The 19,633-nt window shown below is 57.2% G+C and carries 16 protein-coding genes; 11 read left to right on the top strand and 5 right to left on the bottom strand.

What is annotated here, in order from left to right; translation table 11 throughout:
- Window positions 1-200 precede the first annotated feature (200 nt).
- Window positions 201-1,583, bottom strand: coding sequence for a glycoside hydrolase family 28 protein (locus tag NWP14_RS08150; protein WP_375215153.1), 1,383 nt, complete (start codon window positions 1,581-1,583; stop codon window positions 201-203).
- Between the two features lie 236 nt (window positions 1,584-1,819).
- Between NWP14_RS08150 and mmuP the strand changes: the two genes are divergently transcribed.
- From mmuP to tauD, 6 genes are all read left to right on the top strand, one after another.
- A complete protein-coding gene (mmuP, locus tag NWP14_RS08155; protein WP_095094243.1) occupies window positions 1,820-3,226 on the top strand; it encodes an S-methylmethionine permease in 1,407 nt (468 codons plus the stop codon).
- Window positions 3,213-4,145, top strand: a complete 933-nt coding sequence (gene mmuM / locus NWP14_RS08160; RefSeq protein ID WP_375215154.1) for a homocysteine S-methyltransferase — start codon at window positions 3,213-3,215, stop codon at window positions 4,143-4,145. Before mmuP ends, mmuM begins: the two co-directional genes overlap by 14 nt.
- A 221-nt stretch (window positions 4,146-4,366) precedes the next feature.
- The gene (gene tauA / locus NWP14_RS08165) at window positions 4,367-5,329 is read left to right on the top strand and encodes a taurine ABC transporter substrate-binding protein (RefSeq protein WP_041144238.1); all 963 of its coding nucleotides are present in this window, start codon (window positions 4,367-4,369) and stop codon (window positions 5,327-5,329) included.
- Window positions 5,330-5,339: 10 nt separating this feature from the next.
- Window positions 5,340-6,107, top strand: coding sequence for a taurine ABC transporter ATP-binding subunit (tauB, locus tag NWP14_RS08170; RefSeq protein ID WP_095094247.1), 768 nt, complete (start codon window positions 5,340-5,342; stop codon window positions 6,105-6,107).
- Entirely contained in the window at window positions 6,104-6,931 is an 828-nt protein-coding gene (gene tauC / locus NWP14_RS08175; protein ID WP_331834117.1) for a taurine ABC transporter permease TauC, read from the top strand. The genes tauB and tauC overlap by 4 nt, the downstream gene beginning before the upstream one ends.
- Window positions 6,928-7,779, top strand: coding sequence for a taurine dioxygenase (gene tauD / locus NWP14_RS08180; protein ID WP_095094251.1), 852 nt, complete (start codon window positions 6,928-6,930; stop codon window positions 7,777-7,779). The genes tauC and tauD overlap by 4 nt, the downstream gene beginning before the upstream one ends.
- Window positions 7,780-7,811: 32 nt before the next feature.
- Here the strand turns inward: tauD and NWP14_RS08185 are convergent, their stop codons facing one another.
- Both NWP14_RS08185 and hemB read right to left on the bottom strand, forming a co-directional pair.
- Window positions 7,812-9,512 carry a lysophospholipid acyltransferase family protein gene (locus NWP14_RS08185; protein WP_095094253.1) on the bottom strand — a complete coding sequence of 567 codons (1,701 nt, stop codon included), beginning with the start codon at window positions 9,510-9,512 and terminating at the stop codon, window positions 7,812-7,814.
- 154 nt (window positions 9,513-9,666) lie between these two features.
- Window positions 9,667-10,641, bottom strand: coding sequence for a porphobilinogen synthase (hemB, locus tag NWP14_RS08190; protein WP_095094255.1), 975 nt, complete (start codon window positions 10,639-10,641; stop codon window positions 9,667-9,669).
- A gap of 505 nt (window positions 10,642-11,146) precedes the next feature.
- On the opposite strand from hemB, the gene ehaB reads away from it, so the two are divergent.
- Together ehaB and iprA are read left to right on the top strand one after the other, a co-directional pair.
- Entirely contained in the window at window positions 11,147-14,098 is a 2,952-nt protein-coding gene (gene ehaB / locus NWP14_RS08195; RefSeq protein ID WP_375215155.1) for an autotransporter adhesin EhaB, read from the top strand.
- 91 nt (window positions 14,099-14,189) lie between these two features.
- On the top strand, window positions 14,190-14,813 hold the full coding sequence (iprA, locus tag NWP14_RS08200) for a hydrogen peroxide resistance inhibitor IprA (protein ID WP_095094259.1): 624 nt from the start codon (window positions 14,190-14,192) through the stop codon (window positions 14,811-14,813).
- Here iprA and ampH read toward each other — a convergent pair whose 3' ends face one another.
- Complete coding sequence (gene ampH, locus NWP14_RS08205) at window positions 14,814-15,971, bottom strand: D-alanyl-D-alanine-carboxypeptidase/endopeptidase AmpH (RefSeq protein ID WP_375215156.1); 1,158 nt, start codon at window positions 15,969-15,971, stop codon at window positions 14,814-14,816. It abuts the gene before it with no gap.
- Window positions 15,972-16,169: 198 nt separating this feature from the next.
- Here ampH and NWP14_RS08210 point away from each other — a divergent pair, with 198 nt between their 5' ends.
- From NWP14_RS08210 to NWP14_RS08220, 3 genes are all read left to right on the top strand, one after another.
- On the top strand, window positions 16,170-16,703 hold the full coding sequence (locus NWP14_RS08210; protein WP_346432026.1) for an isochorismatase family protein: 534 nt from the start codon (window positions 16,170-16,172) through the stop codon (window positions 16,701-16,703).
- A 117-nt stretch (window positions 16,704-16,820) separates the two neighbouring features.
- The gene (gene sbmA, locus NWP14_RS08215) at window positions 16,821-18,041 is read left to right on the top strand and encodes a peptide antibiotic transporter SbmA (RefSeq protein WP_375215157.1); all 1,221 of its coding nucleotides are present in this window, start codon (window positions 16,821-16,823) and stop codon (window positions 18,039-18,041) included.
- Between the two features lie 18 nt (window positions 18,042-18,059).
- A complete protein-coding gene (locus tag NWP14_RS08220) occupies window positions 18,060-19,169 on the top strand; it encodes a DUF1615 domain-containing protein (RefSeq protein ID WP_095094267.1) in 1,110 nt (369 codons plus the stop codon).
- Here the strand turns inward: NWP14_RS08220 and NWP14_RS08225 are convergent.
- Window positions 19,166-19,468 carry a DUF2755 family protein gene (locus NWP14_RS08225; RefSeq protein WP_095094269.1) on the bottom strand — a complete coding sequence of 101 codons (303 nt, stop codon included), beginning with the start codon at window positions 19,466-19,468 and terminating at the stop codon, window positions 19,166-19,168. The two genes, NWP14_RS08220 and NWP14_RS08225, sit on opposite strands and share 4 nt — an antisense overlap.
- Window positions 19,469-19,633: the final 165 nt, after the last annotated feature.

A 19,633-nucleotide genomic window follows, 5' to 3' on the forward strand; every position in this document is an offset into this window, starting at 1 on the left:
TTTGCGCGCTGTCCATGCCCAAACTGCCTGCAACAATGACGCCTGGTGAACCTGGTATTTCAGATATGTGGAGGGTTGCAAAGAGAGTGCCAGGTCAGAGCCCTGATAAATGTGGGGGGTTAGCCGCGGGACGATCCAAAAAAGGGCAGACTGCCTGCGCGAAGATATGCGCCGTGGTGCAGCTGCCCGGAAATGCGGCGCTAATCGAGAACGACGGCGCCTGCGTCTTTTTTAATCACCGGGCCTTCTTTCACCTTCAGGCTGAGCCCTTTCGTCTCCAGCTCGGCGTGGCGAATTCGCAGGCCGCGGGTGGCGTCAATGTTGACGTTGCTAAAGTGGAACCCGCTGAGCGGCGCTTCCGGGGTGCCGATAATATAGGCCGCCGCTTTGCTATCGCCGGTGGAGGTTAAATTCTCCACGGTGATATTGCTGAAGTGCGGGGTCCGATATTTGTCGAACGGCTGTTGCGGGTCGCTGTCCGGCGGATAGATCTGCTCGCCGAGGGTAAACCCTCCGGCCTGTAGCTGTTTGTCGACCTCGGCCTGCACGATAGGCGCGGCCTGGTAGTAAGCGGAGAAGACCAGCGGCACCTCGACGTTATGCATTTTGGTGTTGCGGTAAACGATATTTTTCACCTCGCCGCCTTTGCCGCGCGGGCTCTTAATGCGAATGCCGTACATCGAGCCTTCGAAGGTGTTGTTTTCCACCAGCACGTTATTGACGCCGCCGGCGCTTTCACTGCCGATAGAGATACCGCGCCCCTGCTTCAGCGTATTGTTGGCGATGTAAATATTCTCGACCACCCCTTCGGGGAAGCGCGGATCGGCTTTCTCCGCTTTGATGGCGATATGATCGTCATTGCAGTCGATATAGTTGTTGGTGATGCGGATGTTCTGGCTGTCGATAGGATCGATGGCGTCGGTATTCGGCGCATGCCACGGGGATAAAATTCGCGTGCCGTTAATGTCGATATCATGCGCGTAGCGGGTGACGATGTGGAAGCTGGGAGAGTGGGTGAGGGTCACGCCGTCGATCAGCACGTTGTTCGAGCGGGTGATGTAGATCAGCCGCGGCCGGTCGGTGCCGCCTTTCTTGCCGCTGGCGCGAATGTTTTCTCGCCAGCGCTCCCACCATACCGCCCCCTGGCCGTCAATGGTCCCTTCACCAACGATAGCGACGTTTTGCGCATCGGCGATGCTGATAAACGGCAGCCAGCCGTTTTCCGCTGCGGCATATTTCGTTTTTTCATCTCCGCGCCAGGCTGCGATTTCGCTTGCGGCGATCAGCGTCGCGTCTTTCTCCAGCTTGAGCCGAATATTGCTCTTCAGAAACAGCGGGTTGGTCAGATAGTTTCCTCTCGGGACCAGCACCGTACCGCCCCCTGCGGCGGCGCAGTCGTCAATCGCTTTTTGAATGGCGTCGGTATTCAGCGCAATCTGCAGCCGCTGGCCTTCTGCGCCGTAGCGGGTGATGTCGCAGACTTTATCCGCGAACGTCACCTTGCTGGCGGCGAGAGCCGCCTGAAAGGGGATAGCGCCGGCGATAGCGGCGGCAGCCAACAGAGGAAAGGTGCGGGTCGTCATCTGATTATCCTTTTTAGGTGTTGTGTTTTGTAAAAATAGCAACATTGTTTTATTTTTGTGTTTATGCCGATCACGTTTTGCCTTTTGTCGTTTAAATGCCCAGATTCAGCGCTCGTTTTTCGGGCAAACGCCCGTAAAACGGCGTGAAAACCGGCGCTAGTTTTGCAATTTCATCTTCGGCGCGGTATAACTGCACCTCTTTGGATGTTTAGATGTCCATACGTTTAGAAGGTAATATGCAAAGTACACCGCAGCAGGGTGAGCCGCTGAAGCGCACCATGAAAACCCGCCACCTGATCATGCTCTCGCTGGGCGGCGTGATTGGCACCGGCCTGTTCTTTAATACCGGCTATATCATCTCTACCACCGGGGCGGCGGGAACGCTGCTGGCCTATCTGATTGGCGCGCTGGTGGTCTGGCTGGTGATGCAGTGCCTCGGCGAGCTGTCGGTGGCGATGCCGGAGACCGGCGCGTTTCACGTCTACGCCGCCCGCTATCTCGGCCCGGCAACGGGGTACACGGTAGCCTGGCTCTACTGGCTGACGTGGACGGTGGCGCTCGGTTCGAGCTTTACCGCCGCCGGTTTCTGTATGCAGTACTGGTTTCCGCAGGTGCCGGTGTGGGTATGGTGCGTGGTGTTCTGCGCGGTGATTTTTATCCTCAACGTCATCTCTACCCGCTTCTTTGCCGAAGGCGAGTTCTGGTTCTCGCTGGTCAAAGTCATCACCATCATCGCCTTTATTATTCTCGGCGGGGCGGCGATATTCGGCATTATCCCGATGCAGGACGGCTCGCCGGCCCCGGGGCTGCGTAACCTGACCTCTGAAGGCTGGTTCCCGCACGGCGGCCTGCCGATCCTGATGACTATGGTGGCGGTGAACTTCGCCTTCTCCGGTACCGAGCTGATCGGCATCGCGGCGGGTGAAACGCAAAACCCGCATAAGGTCATCCCGATCGCCATTCGAACCACCATCGCCCGGCTGATTATCTTTTTTATCGGCACCGTGTTTGTGCTGGCGGCGCTGATCCCGATGCAGCAGGCGGGGGTGGAGAAAAGCCCGTTTGTGCTGGTCTTTGAAAAGGTTGGCATTCCCTACGCGGCGGATATCTTTAACTTCGTGATCCTGACGGCGATTCTGTCGGCGGCCAACTCCGGCCTCTACGCCTCCGGGCGGATGCTGTGGTCGTTGGCGAACGAACGGACCCTGCCGGCGTGCTTTGCCAAAGTGACCAGGAACGGCGTGCCGCTGACCGCGCTGTCGGTGAGCATGCTCGGCGGCGTGCTGGCGCTGTTTTCCAGCGTTATTGCGCCAGATACGGTATTTGTCGCGCTGTCGGCGATCTCCGGCTTTGCGGTGGTAGCGGTGTGGCTAAGCATCTGCGCCTCGCACTTTATGTTCCGTCGTCGCCATCTCCAGCAGGGGAAAGCCCTGAGCGAGCTGCACTATCGCGCCCCTTGGTATCCGCTGGTGCCGGTGCTGGGGTTCATTTTATGCCTGGTGGCCTGCGTGGGCCTGGCGTTTGACCCCAGTCAGCGAATTGCGCTGTGGTGCGGAATTCCCTTCGTGGCACTGTGCTATGGTGTCTGGTATCTGACTCACGCACGACAACTTAACAGGGAGCAACAGCATGTCGCAGATTAACCCGTTAACCTCTATCCTTGCCCGCGAGCCCTTTGTGCTGCTCGACGGCGCGATGGCGACGGAGCTGGAAGCGCGCGGCTGTAACCTGGCCGATAGCCTGTGGTCAGCGCGGGTACTGCTGGAAAATCCGCAGCTGATTCGCGACGTGCACCTGGACTATTTCCGCGCCGGAGCGCAGGTCGCGATCACCGCCAGCTATCAGGCAACCCCGGCGGGCTTCGCCGCCTGCGGGCTGGACGAGGCGCAGTCGAAAGCGCTGATTGGGAAAAGCGTTGAGCTGGCGCGTAAAGCGCGGGAGGCGTACCTTGCGGAAAACCCGCAGGCCGGCACGCTGCTGGTCGCCGGTTCGGTGGGGCCGTACGGCGCGTATCTCGCCGATGGTTCGGAATATCGCGGCGATTATCAGCGCAGCGCGGAGGATTTTCAGGCCTTCCATCGCCCGCGCGTTGAAGCGCTTCTCGATGCCGGAGCCGATCTGCTGGCCTGCGAAACCCTGCCGTCATTTGCCGAAATTAAGGCGCTGGCGGCGCTGCTGACGGCGTACCCGCGCGCTCGCGCCTGGTTCTCGTTTACCCTGCGCGACGCTGAGCATCTCAGCGACGGCACGCCGCTGAGCGAAGTGGTGGCGGCGCTTGCGCACTATCCGCAGGTGGTGGCGCTGGGCATTAACTGTATTGCCCTGGAGAACACCACCGCCGCGTTACGGTACCTGCACGGTTTGACCGCGCTGCCGCTGGTGGTCTATCCCAACTCCGGGGAGCATTACGACGCGGTGAGTAAAACCTGGCACCATCACGGCGAGTCCTGCGTCGCCCTGAGCGAGTATCTGCCGCAGTGGCTGGCGGCGGGGGCAAAACTGATTGGCGGCTGCTGCCGCACCACGCCGAAAGATATTGCCGCGCTGGCGGCCAAACGCTGACCGGTCTCCCGGCCGCGGCGCAGCGCGTCGCCGGCCGGGGATCTCCCCGCTCGCGCTATGCTTACCGGGCCAGCGCTTCTGCTACTCAATCCCCATTTTTAACTATCGTTTGCCAGTTTTTTTCTAATGACGATTGGCTATTAGCCAGAATTTTTAATTACTTCATCAAACGCATCAGGCCGGAAATACTGCACCCATAACAACGAAGGGGAGCAGACACTATGGCACACGCATCGCGCATTACACTTTTCGCCGCCCTGGCTTTCGCCGCTTTTCAGGCGCAGGCGGTCAACGTCACCGTGGCGTATCAAACCTCTGCCGAGCCGGCGAAAGTCGCTCAGGCTGACAATACCTTTGCCAAAGAGAGCGGTGCGACCGTTGACTGGCGCAAGTTCGACAGCGGGGCGAGCATCGTACGCGCGCTGGCTTCCGGCGATGTCCAGATTGGCAATCTCGGCTCCAGCCCGCTGGCGGTAGCCGCCAGTCAGCAGGTGCCGATTGAAGTCTTCCTGCTGGCCTCAAAGCTCGGTAACTCCGAAGCGCTGGTGGTGAAAAAGAGCATTACTAAACCCGAAGATTTGATTGGTAAGCGCATCGCGGTGCCGTTTATCTCCACCACCCACTACAGCCTGCTGTCGGCTCTGAAGCACTGGGGCATTAAGCCGGGCCAGGTACAGATTATCAACCTGCAGCCGCCGGCGATTATTGCTGCCTGGCAGCGCGGGGATATCGACGGCGCCTACGTCTGGGCCCCTGCGGTCAACGCGCTGGAAAAAGAGGGCAAGGTGCTGACCGATTCGTCTCAGGTCGGCGAGTGGGGTGCGCCGACGCTGGACGTGTGGGTGGTGCGTAAAGACTTTGCCGAGAAGCATCCTGAGATTGTGAAAGCCTTTGCGAAGAGCGCTATCGACGCCCAGCAGCCCTACATCGCTAACCCGGATGCATGGCTGAAGCAGCCGGAAAATATCAGCAAGCTGTCGCGCTTAAGCGGCGTGCCGGATGCGGACGTCCCGGGGCTGGTGAAGGGCAATACCTACCTGACCGCGGCGCAGCAGGCGCAGGAGCTGAACGGACCGGTGAACAAAGCGATTATCGATACGGCTAAGTTCCTCAAAGAGCAGGGCAAAGTACCCGATGCCGGCGCCGATTACAGCCAGTACGTTACCGACCGTTTTGTGAAATAAGGAGGTCACGATGCTGCAAATCTCGCATCTCTTTGCCGACTACGGCGGCAAACCGGCGCTGGCGGATATCAACCTGACGCTGGACAGCGGTGAACTGCTGGTGGTCCTTGGACCGTCGGGCTGCGGTAAAACCACGCTGCTGAACCTGATTGCCGGATTCGTGCCTTATCAGCACGGCAGCATCGTCCTTGAAGGGCAGCGCGTAACGGGACCGGGCGCCGAACGCGGCGTGGTCTTTCAGCATGAAGGATTGCTGCCGTGGCGTAACGTGCAGGATAACGTGGCGCTGGGGCTGCAGCTGGCGGGCGTGGACAAAGCGCTCCGCCGGGAAACGGCGGCGCAGATGCTGAAGAAGGTGGGTCTCGAAGGGGCGGAAAAACGCTTTATCTGGCAGCTTTCCGGCGGCCAGCGCCAGCGGGTGGGGATTGCCAGAGCGCTGGCGGCCAACCCGCAGCTGCTGCTCCTTGATGAGCCGTTCGGCGCGCTGGACGCCTTTACCCGTGAACAGATGCAAACCCTGCTGCTCGGCCTGTGGCACGAGACCGGCAAGCAGGTACTGCTTATCACCCATGATATTGAAGAGGCCGTGTTTATGGCCACCGAGCTGGTGCTGCTGTCGCCCGGCCCGGGGCAGGTGCTGGAGCGACTGCCGCTCGACTTTGGCCGCCGCTTCGTTGCCGGTGAGTCCTGCCGCAGCATTAAATCCGATCCGCGGTTTATCGAGCAGCGTGAATACGTGCTGAGCCGGGTATTTGAACAACGGGAGGCCTTCTCATGAGCGTGGTCATCAATGATAAACCGCGTCGGCGGCCGCTGAAGTGGCGCTGGCCTGTTTCCCGTCAGCTGACGCTGAGCGTGGCGACGCTGGCGGTGCTGCTGGCTATCTGGTGGGCCGTTGCGGCGTTACAGCTGATTAGCCCGCTGTTTCTGCCGCCGCCGGGCCAGGTGTTGCACAAGCTGATAACCATTGCCGGCCCGCAGGGCTTTATGGATGCCACCCTCTGGCAGCATCTGGCGGCGAGCCTGACGCGGATCGTGATAGCGCTGCTGGCGGCGGTGCTGCTCGGCGTTCCGGTGGGGATCGCGATGGGGCTCAGCCCGACGGTGCGCGGCATTCTCGATCCTTTAATTGAGCTGTACCGCCCGGTGCCGCCGCTGGCCTATCTCCCGCTGATGGTTATCTGGTTCGGCATCGGCGAGACGTCGAAGATCTTATTGATCTATCTGGCGATCTTCGCCCCGGTGGCGATGTCGGCGCTGGCGGGGGTGAAAAGCGCCCAGCAGGTGCGCATTCGCGCCGCGCAGTCATTAGGCGCCAGCCGCGCGCAGGTGCTGTGGCTGGTTATTTTACCCGGCGCTTTACCGGAGATCCTCACCGGCCTGCGCATTGGTCTTGGCGTGGGTTGGTCAACGCTGGTGGCCGCGGAGCTGATTGCCGCCACCCGCGGGTTAGGCTTTATGGTGCAATCCGCCGGCGAATTTCTGGCAACCGACGTGGTGCTGGCCGGGATTGCGGTGATTGCGATTATTGCGTTTCTGTTGGAACTGGGGCTGCGCGCGCTGCAGCGCCGCCTGACGCCCTGGCATGGAGAAGTACAATGAGTGAACGTCTGAGCATTACCCCGCTGGGGCCCTATATTGGCGCGCAGATAGCCGGCGTGGACCTCGCGCGTCCTCTGAGCGATAACCAGTTTGAGCAGCTGTATCATGCGGTGCTGCGCCATCAGGTGGTGTTCCTGCGCGAGCAGAATATTACCCCGCAGCAGCAGCGTGATTTTGCGCTACGCTTTGGCGATCTGCATATTCATCCGGTCTATCCCCACGCGCCCGGCGTCGACGAAATTATCGTGCTCGACACCCATGATGATAATCCGCCGGATAACGACAACTGGCATACCGATGTCACTTTCATCGAGACGCCGCCTGCCGGCGCGATTCTGGCGGCAAAAGAGCTGCCGTCCACCGGCGGCGACACCCTGTGGGCCAGCGGCGTCGCGTCGTACGAAGCGCTTTCCGCACCTTTTCGTCAACTATTGAGTGGTCTGCGGGCGGAGCATGATTTCCGTAAATCGTTCCCGGAGTATAAATACCGCAACAGCGAAGAGGAGCACCGGCGCTGGCTGGAGGCGGTGGCGAAGAACCCGCCGCTGCTGCATCCGGTGGTGCGCACTCATCCGGTGACCGGCAGGCAGGCGCTGTTCGTTAACGAAGGGTTTACCACGCGCATCGTTGACGTGACGGAGAAAGAGAGCGAGGCGCTGCTGAACTTCCTGTTTAGCCATATAACGAAACCGGAGTTTCAGGTGCGCTGGCGCTGGCAGCCGAACGATGTGGCGATTTGGGATAACCGCGTCACCCAGCATTACGCCAACGCCGATTATCTGCCGCAGCGGCGCATTATGCATCGGGCGACGATCCTCGGCGATAAGCCGTACTATCGCGCCGGTTAAAACCTGCGGCAGCGCGCCGCAGGCCGGGCTGATTACAGATGCGCGCCGATATAGCGCTGATAGCGGTTGGCTTTTAAAAACGTCAAATCCACCAGCACCAGCCCGTCCACGCAGTTGTTAAAATCAGGGTCGCTGCCGAAGTCGATAAACTGCACGCCGCCCGGTTCACACACCTCGGAATATTGCTTATACAGCGGCGGAATGGCGCAGCCGAGATTACCGAGCAGCGACTTCAGGCGGGTGAGATCTTCGGCATAATCCTCGCCGCTAAACTGCGCCAGCACGTCGGGCAGCGAAGCGGGATAGGGACGGCGCGACTCCGCCAGCGGGTGGGTCGCCGGGAACCACAGACGATAGAAGGCCACCAGCAGATCGCGGGCCGCTGGCGGCAGGCCGCCGGAAATCGACACCGGGCCGAACAGATAGCGGTAGTGCGGGTAGCGTGCGAGGTACGCGCCGATCCCCGACCACAGATAATCCAGCCCGCGTCGTCCCCAGTAGCGCGGCTGGATAAAGCTGCGCCCCAGCTCAATACCGTGGCGGAGAATATCCTCCATCCGCTGGTCGTAATGGAACAGGCTATAGCTGTAAATGCCCTCCAGCCCGCGCTTTTCCAGCTGCATTGCGGTAGGCATAAAGCGATAGGCGCCGACGATTTCCAGATCCTCTTCATCCCACAGAATCAGGTGCAGATAATCATCGTCGTAGCCGTCGACGTCGCGACGTTTGCCGCTACCTTCGCCCACCGCGCGGAAAGCGATCTCCCGCAGGCGGCCGAGCTCGCGCAGCAGCGGGGCGTCGTCCTGACCGTTGCGCTGCCACAGGTAGATGGTTTTGCCGTCGGCGGTGTGCCCCAGACACTCCGCGCGGTGTAGCTCGCGTTTTATCAGCGCCCGATCTTCAGGGCGGGCGATGGCGCTTTCCGTTTTGAATATGCCCGCCTGACCTTTGCCCATCAGTTCGACGTGGCGATAGCATCGATCCGCCAGCTCCCGAGGAGACATCTGCGGGCTATACCAGCTGGACCAGGCGATCTGCTGGCCAATGCCGATCGGCAGGCTGCTGTTGCGGCGACGAAACATTTGCTGCATGAGCAGCAGCAGCGGCAGGTTTTCTGAGAGCAGGGTGCTGGCGTAGAACAGGGCGCTGTTGTGCGCGCGGATCCACACCGGCAGCAGCGGGGCGCGATATTTGGTCGCCAGCTTGATAAAGCCGGGGTGCCATTTCTTATCGCGGATCCCCCGGCGCGTCGGGCGCGAGACCTCACCTGCCGGGAAAAAGATCAGCACGCCGCCGTTTTGTAGCTGCCGATCCATTTGCTGCAGCGCGGCTTTAGCAGTGCGGCCGTTGATATTATCGACCGGAATGAACAGTGAGCTGAGCGGCTCAAGGTGGGTCAACAGGCGGTTGGTCACGACTTTAACATCGCGACGAACGCGGGAGACGGCATAAAGTAGCGCAAGGCCGTCCAGGGTACCGGTAGGATGATTGGCAACGATCACCAGCGGGCCGTGTTCAGGAATTTGTTCCAAATCGTGCGTCGGAATAGCGCAGCGAATATTAAGGTGTTCCAGCACCTGTTCGACCGTATCGAGCCCCTTCAGGTGGCGATGGCGGGCGGCAAATTGTTGAAACTCTTCCTCATGGAGCAGTTTTTTTAGCAGCTTCTTTTGCCAGGCGGCGGGCCTGGCCTGAGGCCACAGGTCGTCGAGTACATGATCGAGACTAAACATAGCGCTTCCTCCTCCGTCCTGCCGAGACAGTAGAAGGCGGAAGTGTCGCTTATATTGCAGTTGGGTGAAGATTCGGTATTGGCAGACCCGAAAGCGCGACGCAGGTCAGGAAAATTCCCGGCCTGCGGCCTGCGGCGTGGAACGGGTAGCGGGGTTAACGCAGGATTTTCTTTTCGGCCAGGTCAAGGGCGAAATAGCTGAAGATCAGATCCGCGCCGGCGCGCTTAATGGCGCCAAGACTTTCCAGAACCACTTTTTCTTCATCGATGGCGCCCGCCTGGGCGGCAAATTTGATCATCGCGTACTCGCCGCTGACCTGGTAGGCGCCGAGCGGCAGATTGCTGCGCTCGCGGATATCGCGCAGGATATCAAGATAGGCGCCGGCCGGTTTCACCATCAGGCAATCAGCGCCCTGGGCTTCATCCAGCAGGGACTCACGAATCGCTTCCCGGCGGTTCATCGGGCTCATCTGGTAGGTTTTACGATCGCCCTTCAGCGCGGTACCCGCCGCTTCACGGAACGGGCCGTAGAACGATGAGGCAAACTTAGTGGAGTAAGACATAATGGCCGTACGGGTAAATCCAGCGGCGTCCAGCGCCTGGCGAATAGCCTGCACCTGACCGTCCATCGCAGCGGATGGCGCAATAAAATCAGCGCCGGCCGCTGCCGCAACAACCGCCTGCTTACCGAGGTTCACCAGGGTCGCATCGTTGTCTACGCCGTGCTCGCAGAGTACGCCGCAGTGGCCGTGGGAGGTGTATTCGCAGAAGCAGGTATCGGACATCACGATCATCTCCGGTACCGCCTCCTTACAGATACGCGACATCCGCGCGACCAGGCCGTTTTCGTTCCAGGCATCGCTGCCGTTGGCATCGGTGTGATGGGAAATACCGAAGGTCATAACCGAGCGGATGCCGGCGTTGGCGATACGCTCGATTTCACGCGCCAGGTGCTTCTCCGGGATGCGCATCACGCCGGGCATGGCTTCGATGGCTTTGTAATCGTCGATTTCTTCTTCAACAAAGATCGGCAACACCAGGTCATTCAAACTCAGTGTTGTCTCTTCAAACATGGCTCGTAGCGAAGCGGACTGACGCAAGCGGCGCGGGCGAGTGATTAAATCTGTCATGGTTTGCCTGATTTTGTGAAATGAAAGACCGCAGTATACCTGAACCTGAGGGCCGACGTTTTACGAAAGTGGCTTAAAATCCCCCTCGCCGGAAGGCGCTGACAATAATAATGAGCACCGAAATTTAATACGCATGACGAATGTTTATATTCGCAGGTGATGTTTTTGTTTTGTTGATTATTTTAAATGTCGAGGCGGCTTGTTGATTTTATGAGGAATTAAGACGCTGAGCTGTTTATTCACTGATGTTCTGTTTGTGGGTTAATATATTTGTTTGTTATATGTTTTATTTTGCATTTCTAATCCTCTGAAAATAGTGATTTTAATTATCTCTCACCAGAAAGAACCCTGATGAAGATATTGTCCGGTTTCGGACTTTGGCTAAAGAATAATTGAACCTTTAACTGGTGACGCCGCATAATCGTTCCGCGAAGCATAATAATGTTCTTCTCTGTATTGATAATTGATGGATCAACTATATTACGTCCCTGAGGAGGGATGACAAATGCACCCTTGGAAAAAGAAATTTGTAGTTTCACAATTAGCATTAGCCTGCACTTTGGCAATCACCTCTCAGGCAAGTGCTTTTAATGATATATCTGGAACCAACTACACGACATTTAAACATTATAATGACGCCAGCTATGCTGACGGCGTTTACTATAATGGTTATGTAGGCTGGAATAACTATGCGGCGGATAGTGTTTATAACGGTGACATTTATCCGGTAATCAATAAATCTGTCGTGAATGGCGTGATCTCTACTTACTATCTGGATGATGGTCTTGCTACCAACGCGAACAGCAATAGCCTTACCATTAAAAACAGCACCATCCACGGGATGATCACCTCTGAGTGCATGACCACCGACTGTGCGGGTCGTGACGCTACCGGCTATGTTTATGACCGCCTGGCGCTGACCGTTGATAACTCAACCATTGATGATAACTACGAGCACTATACCTATAACGGCACGCACGCCGATGGTTCCGTAGATACGCATGTTGTTGACGTTTACGATCTGGGGACGGCCATTACGCTGGATCAGGAGGTTGATCTGGTCGTCAAAAATAACTCCCATGTTGCCGGCATAACCCTGACTCAGGGTTACGAGTGGGGAGATATTGACGACAATACCGTCAGTACCGGCGTCAACAGCAGCGAAGTGTTTCACAACGCGATCAATGTAACGGATTCTACCGTGACGTCTGGCTCATGGTCGGATGAAGGTACCTCTGGCTGGTTCGGCAACAACAATAACGCCAGCGATTACGGCGGTACTGACTTTAGTGCGAGTGGTCATGCCGGTTTTAATGCTGATGACGTCGCGATCTCGGCGATCGCCAATCCGCATGCGGATAACGCAATGCAGACGACGGTTAACCTCACTAACTCTACCTTAATGGGGGACATCCTATTTTCCAGTAACTTTGACCACAATTTCTTCCCGAGCGGTGCGGACAGCTACCGGGATACCAACTCTGCCGTAGACACTAACGGCTGGGACGGCACCGACCGTATGGATGTCACGCTGAATAACGGCAGCAAGTGGGTAGGGGCAGCGATGTCCACACATCAGGTTGATTCTGATGGCGATGGCGTTTACGACAGCTTTGCCGAAGGCACCGAAGCAACCGCAACGCTGCTTGATGTCGCAGCGAACAGCCTCTGGCCGTGGTCGACCTATGGTCTCAGCAACAGCGACACGGCCTATAATGAAAACGGTCACGTTGTCGGCAATGAAGTCTATCAGAGCGGTCTGTTCAATGTGACGCTGAACAGCGGTTCACGGTGGGATACCACCAAAACGTCGCTAATTGATACTTTGAGCATCAACGGCGGTTCTGTCGTGAACGTAGCGGATTCCACCCTGGTTTCCGACACCATCTCCCTGACCGGCGGTTCTGCCCTGAAGATCGATGAAGATGGCCATGTGGCGACCCACGCGCTGACAGTCGACAACAGTACCGTAACGATTGCCGACGATGTCTCTGCTGGCTGGGGCGTGGATGATGCCGCGCTGTATGCCAACATCGTCAACGTTACCCACGATGGTATTCTCGATGTGGGCAACAGCACGGCGTACGCGCTGCAGGCCGATACGCTGAATCTGACCAGCTCGACGGATGCTGGCGGGAAAGTACACGCTGGCGTGTTTAATGTTCACAGCAATCGCTTCGTGCTGAATGCCGATTTAACCAACGATCGTACTAACGATACCGCTAAGCCTAACTACGGCTACGGCACCATTGCCATGAACTCCGATGGTCATCTGACCATTAACGGCAATGGTGACTCCGACACCTCTTTCGACCAGTCCGAAGTGGATAACGCGGGCGACAACGTTGCGGCAGCCACCGGCAACTTCAAGGTTCGCATTGATAATGCGGCGGGTACGGGCTCCGTTGCCGATTACAAAGGCAAAGAGCTGATCTATGTTAACGACAAGAGCAGCACCGCCACCTTCTCTGCGGCAAACAAAGCCGATCTGGGTGCCTACACCTGGCAGGCTAAGCAGGAAGGTAACCTGGTTGTGATGCAGCAGAGGGCGCTGACCGATTACGCGAACATGGCGCTCAGCATCCCGTCCGCTAACAGCAATATCTGGAATCTGCAGCAGGATACCGTGGCGACTCGTCTGACCCACTCCCGGCATGGTCTGGCGGATAACGGCGGCGCATGGGGCAGCTATTTAGGCGCTAGCTTCAGCGGCGACAATGACACCATCAGCTACGATCAGAACGTGAACGGCGCCATGCTGGGTCTGGATACCAAAATTGATGGCAACCATGCTCAGTGGATCGTCGGTGCCGCCGCGGGCTTCGTGAAAGGCGACCTGAGCGATCGCAGCGGTCAGGTGGATCAGGACAGCCAGACCGCCTATATCTACTCGTCCGCTCGCTTTGCAAACAACGTTTTCGTTGACGGTTCTCTGAACTACTCTCACTTCAGCAACCAGCTGTCTGCCAATATGAGCAACGGCCAGTTCGTGGACGGCAGTACTTCCTCCGATGCCTGGGGCTTCGGTCTGAAACTGGGTTACGACCGGAAGCTGGGTAATGCAGGGTATGTAACTCCTTACGGCAGCGTATCAGGCCTGTTCCAGTCCGGGGACGACTACCGCCTGAGCAACGGCATGAAAGTGGGCGGCCAGTCTTACGACAGCATGCGCTATGAGCTGGGCGTTGATGCGGGCTACACCTTTACCTACGGTAGCGATCAGGCCCTGACGCCTTACTTCAAGCTGGCCTATGTTTATGACGATGCCGACAACAACGCTAAGGTAAACGGTGACTCTATCGATAACGGCACCGAAGGTTCTGCGGTACGCGTTGGGCTGGGTACTCAGTTCAGCTTTACCCGCAACTTCAGCGCCTACTCCGATGTTAGTTACCTCGGTGGCGGGGATGTGGATCAGGACTGGGCTGCTAACGTCGGCGTTAAATACACCTGGTAAGATTGTTTGCAGTGATAAAACATTAAAGGTTATTTAATCTAAGAGTATGCCCGTCAAGGATTTGACGGGCATTATTGTCAGGAATGCATAAATGTTATCACTGAGTAAACCGCTTAATGAATTTGATCAGCTGGATCAATGCTTGTCAAAATACGGCACTCACTTCGAATTTTGTAGTAAAAAGCAGATGGTATTTTCGAATGATATACATTGTGACAAAACGGTAGTTATTTTAGCCGGGGTGATCTCTCTGCGCAGAGGTGAAAATATTCTGGTTGGTATCGCTCAGGCCCCCTTTATTATCGGGCTGGCCGATGGGGTCATGAAAAATGAGGTTAAATATAAAATCATGACTGAGGGGGAGTGTACTGGATATCATCTGCCTTCCTCGCAGGCGATTAAAATAATCGACCAGAATAATTTGTGGCGCGACGCATTCTGCTGGCTGGTATGGCATAATCGTATTATGGAGCTACGCGACCTGCAGCTAATTGGTAATAATTCCTATGAGCAAATTCGCGCAACGCTGCTGTCGATGATTGACTGGGACGAGCAATTACGTTTTCGTATTGGCGTTATGAATTATATCCATCAAAAAACGCGTATTTCGCGCTCCGTGGTGGCCGAAGTGCTTGCTGCTCTCCGTAAGGGCGGCTATATCGAAATGGATAAAGGCAAACTGGTTAGCATCAACCATTTGCCTTCAGAATATTAATCAGGATTCGGGAACAGCCAGCGGCTTTTCCCCGCTCAATTCGCTGACCAGGTCATTGATGCCATTACTCATATTGCTAAAGCGCGTCAGCGAAGAGCGGGTGACCACCACAAAGGCGCCCACGTTAGCCTGCGGGTTCATCGCCATATAGGTAATAAATCCGCCGCCGCCGCCGGTCTTCTGAATAATGCCCGGATGGCCGTCCTTCGGCTTCATATAAACCCAGCCAAGGCCCAGCGCATCGGCTTTCCCCGGCACGTCCATACCGATAACGCGGGTCAGCTGGCTGCGCTGATAGATCAGCGTCTGCATGCGGTCAGCCTGCTGGCCGCGGGTGTAAAAATCAGAAGAGAGGAACTGCTGCATCCAGCGCATCATATCTCCCGGCGTGGAGTAAACGCCGCCGCTGCCGATCGCCGCCAGGGTGTTGTTGCACGGGCTGGCCCCTTTCTCGGCGACCATCAGGCGGCCGCATTGATCCGGCGATGGCGTAAAGGTGGTGTCTTTCATGCCCAGCGGGCGGGTAATTTGCTCTTCAAACAGCTGCGGATAAGGCTTGCCAGCGGCGTTCGAAAGGGCGTCCGCCAGCAGATCGAAAGCGAGGTTGGAGTAGGCGGCCTGGGAGCCGGGCGCGGCTTTCAACGACGTCGTCGACAGCCATTCCCAGCGCTGCTGGCGGGTCGGCCAGACGAAGACCGCGCGGTGCGCCGCGCCGCCGGGCTGTTCACGCGGCAGGGCGCTGGTATGCGTCGCCAGGTTAACCAGCGTGATTGGCGTGCCCTGATAGCTCGGCACCCGAGCGCCCGGCGGAGCGTATTTGCTCAGCGGATCGTTAAGCTTAACCACTCCCTGATCGAGCATTTTCACCAGCATTTCGCTGGTCATCAGTTTACTCAATGAGGCGATGCGGATGACGGAATCCAGCTGAGGATGTTCATTATTGCCCGGGCGCGTCTCGCCAAAGCTGCGAAAAACGCGCTGGTTGCCGTCGATGACGACCAGCGCCATGCCGGTAGCGCCGCTGCCGTAGTAGATATGGTTGGCGTAACGGTCGACAACATCGGAGGCAAATTCCGGATCGACGCTCGGTTGAGCAGCCTGGACCGATGTCCACGACGCCGCGCACAGCGCAGCAAAAATGAGCAGACTACGTTTCAACGGGGGTATCCATATGATGAAAAGAGATATAGAGCGTATTTATACTACGAAGCGAGGCAGAGCAAGGCGGGAATAACGTCAATATTGTGCGGAAAAACGTAACGGTGCGTAAAAAGGACTTTTTTGCGTATCAGCATATCCGCTTTCCCCGGCGGGCGGGTATGATTAGCGTTTGATTAATCGGGAGATGAGAGAGAGATGGCGACTCAGCGGGTGGTAATGGTAGTCGATATGCAAAATGGCGTCTTTGCGACGCCGCGGGTTGAGCGAGCGCGCTGCGTCGCGCACATTAACCGCCTGACACGCGCCGCGGATCGCGTTATTTTCATTCAACACGCGGAAGACGGCGGGCTGGAAGAGGGCAGCGACGGTTTCGCCCTGCTGGCGGAACTGGAGCAGCCGGCGGGATCGCTGCATGTCACCAAAACCGCCTGCGATGCGTTCTATCAAACCCGCCTTGCACAGCTATTGAGCGACCTGAACATCGAAGAGTTCGTCATTTGCGGCTGCGCAACCGATTATTGCGTCGATACCACCATCAAAAACGGCGCCAGCCGCGGCTATGCCATTACCGTTGCCGAAGATGCGCACACCACCGCCAACCGCGCCGCGGCGCAGGCGAAAACGCTGATTGCCCACTATAACGAGGTCTGGCGCACGCTGACCGTCCCCGGCAATCCTGTACGCGTGAAACCCATAGAAACAATTCTTAGCGATTGGCAGACGAACTAAGCTGCTGATATCCGGTCTCATCATCCGGTTGCCTTTCTTTGCCGCTGCCCATCTGCAGCGAGCATTGTCGTGGTACACAGCATAATCAGAACGATAAGAAGTTAGCAGGAGAGCATGATGTTTAAATCTTTTTTCCCCAAACCGGGGCCGTTTTTTATCTCTGCCTTTATCTGGTCACTGCTGGCGGTGATCTTTTGGCAGGCGGGCGGCGGCGACTGGCTGCTGCGCTTAACCGGAGCCCCGCAAAACGTGGCCATCAGCGCCGCGCGTTTCTGGTCGCTGAACTATCTGCTGTTCTACGTTTACTATATGTTCTGCGTCGGCGTGTTTGCTCTGTTTTGGTTTATCTACAGTCCGCATCGCTGGCAGTACTGGTCGATCCTCGGCACCGCGCTGATTATCTTCGTCACCTGGTTTATGGTCGAAGTCGGGGTGGCGATTAACGCCTGGTACGCGCCGTTCTACGATCTGATTCAGTCCGCGCTGGCCACGCCGCATAAGGTCAGCATCAACCAGTTTTATCAGGAGATCGGCGTATTCCTCGGCATCGCGCTCATTGCGGTCATTATCGGCGTGATGAACAACTTTTTCGTCAGCCACTACGTCTTCCGCTGGCGCACCGCGATGAACGAACACTACATGGCGCACTGGCACCACTTACGCCATATCGAAGGTGCGGCCCAGCGTGTGCAGGAAGATACCATGCGCTTTGCCTCTACCCTTGAGGATATGGGCGTTAGCTTTATCAACGCGGTGATGACGCTGATTGCCTTCCTGCCGGTGCTGGTGACCCTGTCCGAGCACGTGCCGGACCTGCCGATTGTCGGCCACCTGCCGTATGGCCTGGTGATTGCGGCGATCGTCTGGTCGCTGATGGGAACCGGTATGCTGGCGGTGGTGGGGATTAAGCTGCCGGGCCTCGAGTTTAAAAACCAGCGCGTTGAGGCGGCCTATCGTAAAGAGCTGGTGTACGGCGAAGACGACGCCGCTCGCGCGACGCCGCCGACCGTACGCGAGCTGTTTGGCGCCGTACGCCGTAACTATTTCCGCCTTTATTTCCACTATATGTACTTCAACATCGCGCGCATTCTCTATCTGCAGGTTGATAACGTTTTCGGTTTGTTCCTGCTGTTTCCGTCGATCGTTGCCGGTACCATTACGCTGGGCCTGATGACGCAGATAACCAACGTATTTGGCCAGGTGCGCGGTTCGTTCCAGTACCTGATCAGCTCCTGGACTACGCTGGTGGAACTGATGTCCATCTACAAACGTCTGCGCAGCTTTGAACGTGAACTCGATGGCAAAGAGCTGAGTGAAGTGACGCAAACGCTCGGTTAATTATCTCAAGGAAGGATTATGGCGGCAGCAGCCTCTACCCGTATCGTTTCGCTCTCCCTGACGCTCCTGGCGGGGATGGTTCTCAGCGCCTGTACCAGCAATCAGGGGCCGGCGCTAAAAAAAGACGAAAAGCCCGTGGACGTTGCCGCCGTGGTACGGCAAAAAATGCCGGCCAGCGTGAAGGACCGTGACCAATGGGCGCAGGCGATCGCTAAAGCCTTCGAAAGCCAGAAGCTGGCGCCGACGGAAGAAAACGTCTGTTCGGTGCTGGCGGTGGCCCAGCAGGAATCCAACTATCAGTCAGACCCGGTCGTGCCGGGGCTGAATAAAATCGCCTGGCAGGAGATAGACCGCCGGGCGGAGAAAATGCACATTCCGCTGTTCGTCGTGCATACCGCGCTAAAAATTCCCTCGCCTGATGGTAAAAGCTACAGCGAACGCCTGGATAGCGTGAAAACGGAGAAGCAGCTAAGCGCCGTATTTGACGATTTTATCGACATGGTGCCGATGGGCCAGACCCTGTTTGGCTCCCTCAATCCGGTGCATACCGGCGGGCCGATGCAGGTAAGCATCGCCTTCGCCCAGCAGCATACCGATGGCTATCCGTGGAAAATGGAGGGCACCGTGCGCAAGGAGGTCTTCAGCCTGCGCGGCGGCCTGTGGTTTGGCACCCGGCATTTGCTGAACTATCCGGCGAACTATAGCGTGCCGCTGTATCGCTTTGCTGATTTCAACGCCGGCTGGTACGCCAGCCGCAATGCCGCATTTCAGCATGCGGTCAGCAAAGTTAGCGGCGTGAAGCTGGCGCTGGACGGGGATTTGATTCGCTACGACAGCGATGAGGCGGGAAGCACGGAACTGGCGGTGCGGCGCGTAGCCGGACAGCTGGCGATGAGCGATGACGATATTCACCGTCAGCTGAAAAAAGGCGACAGCCTGGCGTTTGAAAAAACCGACCTCTATCAGCAGATTTTCCGCCTTGCCGATCGGAAAGCAGGCAAGGCCGTGCCGCGAGAAATACTCCCCGGTATTCAGCTCGAAAGCCCTAAAATTACGCGAAACCTGACGACAGCCTGGTTCGCTAAGCGGGTTGATGACAGGCGCGCCAGCTGCATGGCGCGTCGTTAGCGATTATTGCGCCAGCGCAGGATCAGCCCGAGCAGAGCGACCAGCAGGCAGCCAGACAGAAAGGGGACCAGGCCAAATACTGTCCCTACCGCCAGGCTTATTTCTATACGCGGATGGTGGGTGTTCTGGACCTGTATTAAGTGTTCAAAAACGCCGGGCGCGTGCACCAGCATGCTCAGCATTTGCGCCCCGGCCCAGAAGCAGAACAGCACAAACAGTCCGTAGGCGATATTGCTGCTGGTCAGCGGGCTCCTTCTTTTTTTGCCAAAGAGCGCTTTTGAAAAGGCAAACTCTGCCATATAACCTCCGTACTCCACTTCTCAGCCGCTTTTTACACCGGCTACACGGCGATTATTCTGGCAGCGGAGGGCGCTATCCAGTATCAGATTGCTGGTAATTTTCGGCCAGGAATACTCCTGAACTTGCCACTTTGCGAGCGTGCTAAAAATTTGTGAAATGGAGAG

The sequence above is a fragment of the Klebsiella sp. C349492 genome (genome assembly GCF_042055345.1).
Taxonomy (GTDB): domain Bacteria; phylum Pseudomonadota; class Gammaproteobacteria; order Enterobacterales; family Enterobacteriaceae; genus Klebsiella; species Klebsiella scottii.

What these genes read in the sequence shown, in the direction of transcription:
- mmuP (WP_095094243.1), top strand. Translation starts at nt 1,820, where the DNA reads ATGCAAAGTACACCGCAGCAGGGTGAGCCGCTGAAGCGCACCATGAAA.
- NWP14_RS08225 (WP_095094269.1), bottom strand. Translation starts at nt 19,468, where the DNA reads ATGGCAGAGTTTGCCTTTTCAAAAGCGCTCTTTGGCAAAAAAAGAAGG.
- tauD (WP_095094251.1), top strand. Translation starts at nt 6,928, where the DNA reads ATGAGTGAACGTCTGAGCATTACCCCGCTGGGGCCCTATATTGGCGCG.
- NWP14_RS08150 (WP_375215153.1), bottom strand. Translation starts at nt 1,583, where the DNA reads ATGACGACCCGCACCTTTCCTCTGTTGGCTGCCGCCGCTATCGCCGGC.
- tauB (WP_095094247.1), top strand. Translation starts at nt 5,340, where the DNA reads ATGCTGCAAATCTCGCATCTCTTTGCCGACTACGGCGGCAAACCGGCG.
- NWP14_RS08185 (WP_095094253.1), bottom strand. Translation starts at nt 9,512, where the DNA reads ATGTTTAGTCTCGATCATGTACTCGACGACCTGTGGCCTCAGGCCAGG.
- ehaB (WP_375215155.1), top strand. Translation starts at nt 11,147, where the DNA reads ATGCACCCTTGGAAAAAGAAATTTGTAGTTTCACAATTAGCATTAGCC.
- hemB (WP_095094255.1), bottom strand. Translation starts at nt 10,641, where the DNA reads ATGACAGATTTAATCACTCGCCCGCGCCGCTTGCGTCAGTCCGCTTCG.
- iprA (WP_095094259.1), top strand. Translation starts at nt 14,190, where the DNA reads ATGTTATCACTGAGTAAACCGCTTAATGAATTTGATCAGCTGGATCAA.
- NWP14_RS08210 (WP_346432026.1), top strand. Translation starts at nt 16,170, where the DNA reads ATGGCGACTCAGCGGGTGGTAATGGTAGTCGATATGCAAAATGGCGTC.
- tauC (WP_331834117.1), top strand. Translation starts at nt 6,104, where the DNA reads ATGAGCGTGGTCATCAATGATAAACCGCGTCGGCGGCCGCTGAAGTGG.
- mmuM (WP_375215154.1), top strand. Translation starts at nt 3,213, where the DNA reads ATGTCGCAGATTAACCCGTTAACCTCTATCCTTGCCCGCGAGCCCTTT.
- tauA (WP_041144238.1), top strand. Translation starts at nt 4,367, where the DNA reads ATGGCACACGCATCGCGCATTACACTTTTCGCCGCCCTGGCTTTCGCC.
- NWP14_RS08220 (WP_095094267.1), top strand. Translation starts at nt 18,060, where the DNA reads ATGGCGGCAGCAGCCTCTACCCGTATCGTTTCGCTCTCCCTGACGCTC.
- sbmA (WP_375215157.1), top strand. Translation starts at nt 16,821, where the DNA reads ATGTTTAAATCTTTTTTCCCCAAACCGGGGCCGTTTTTTATCTCTGCC.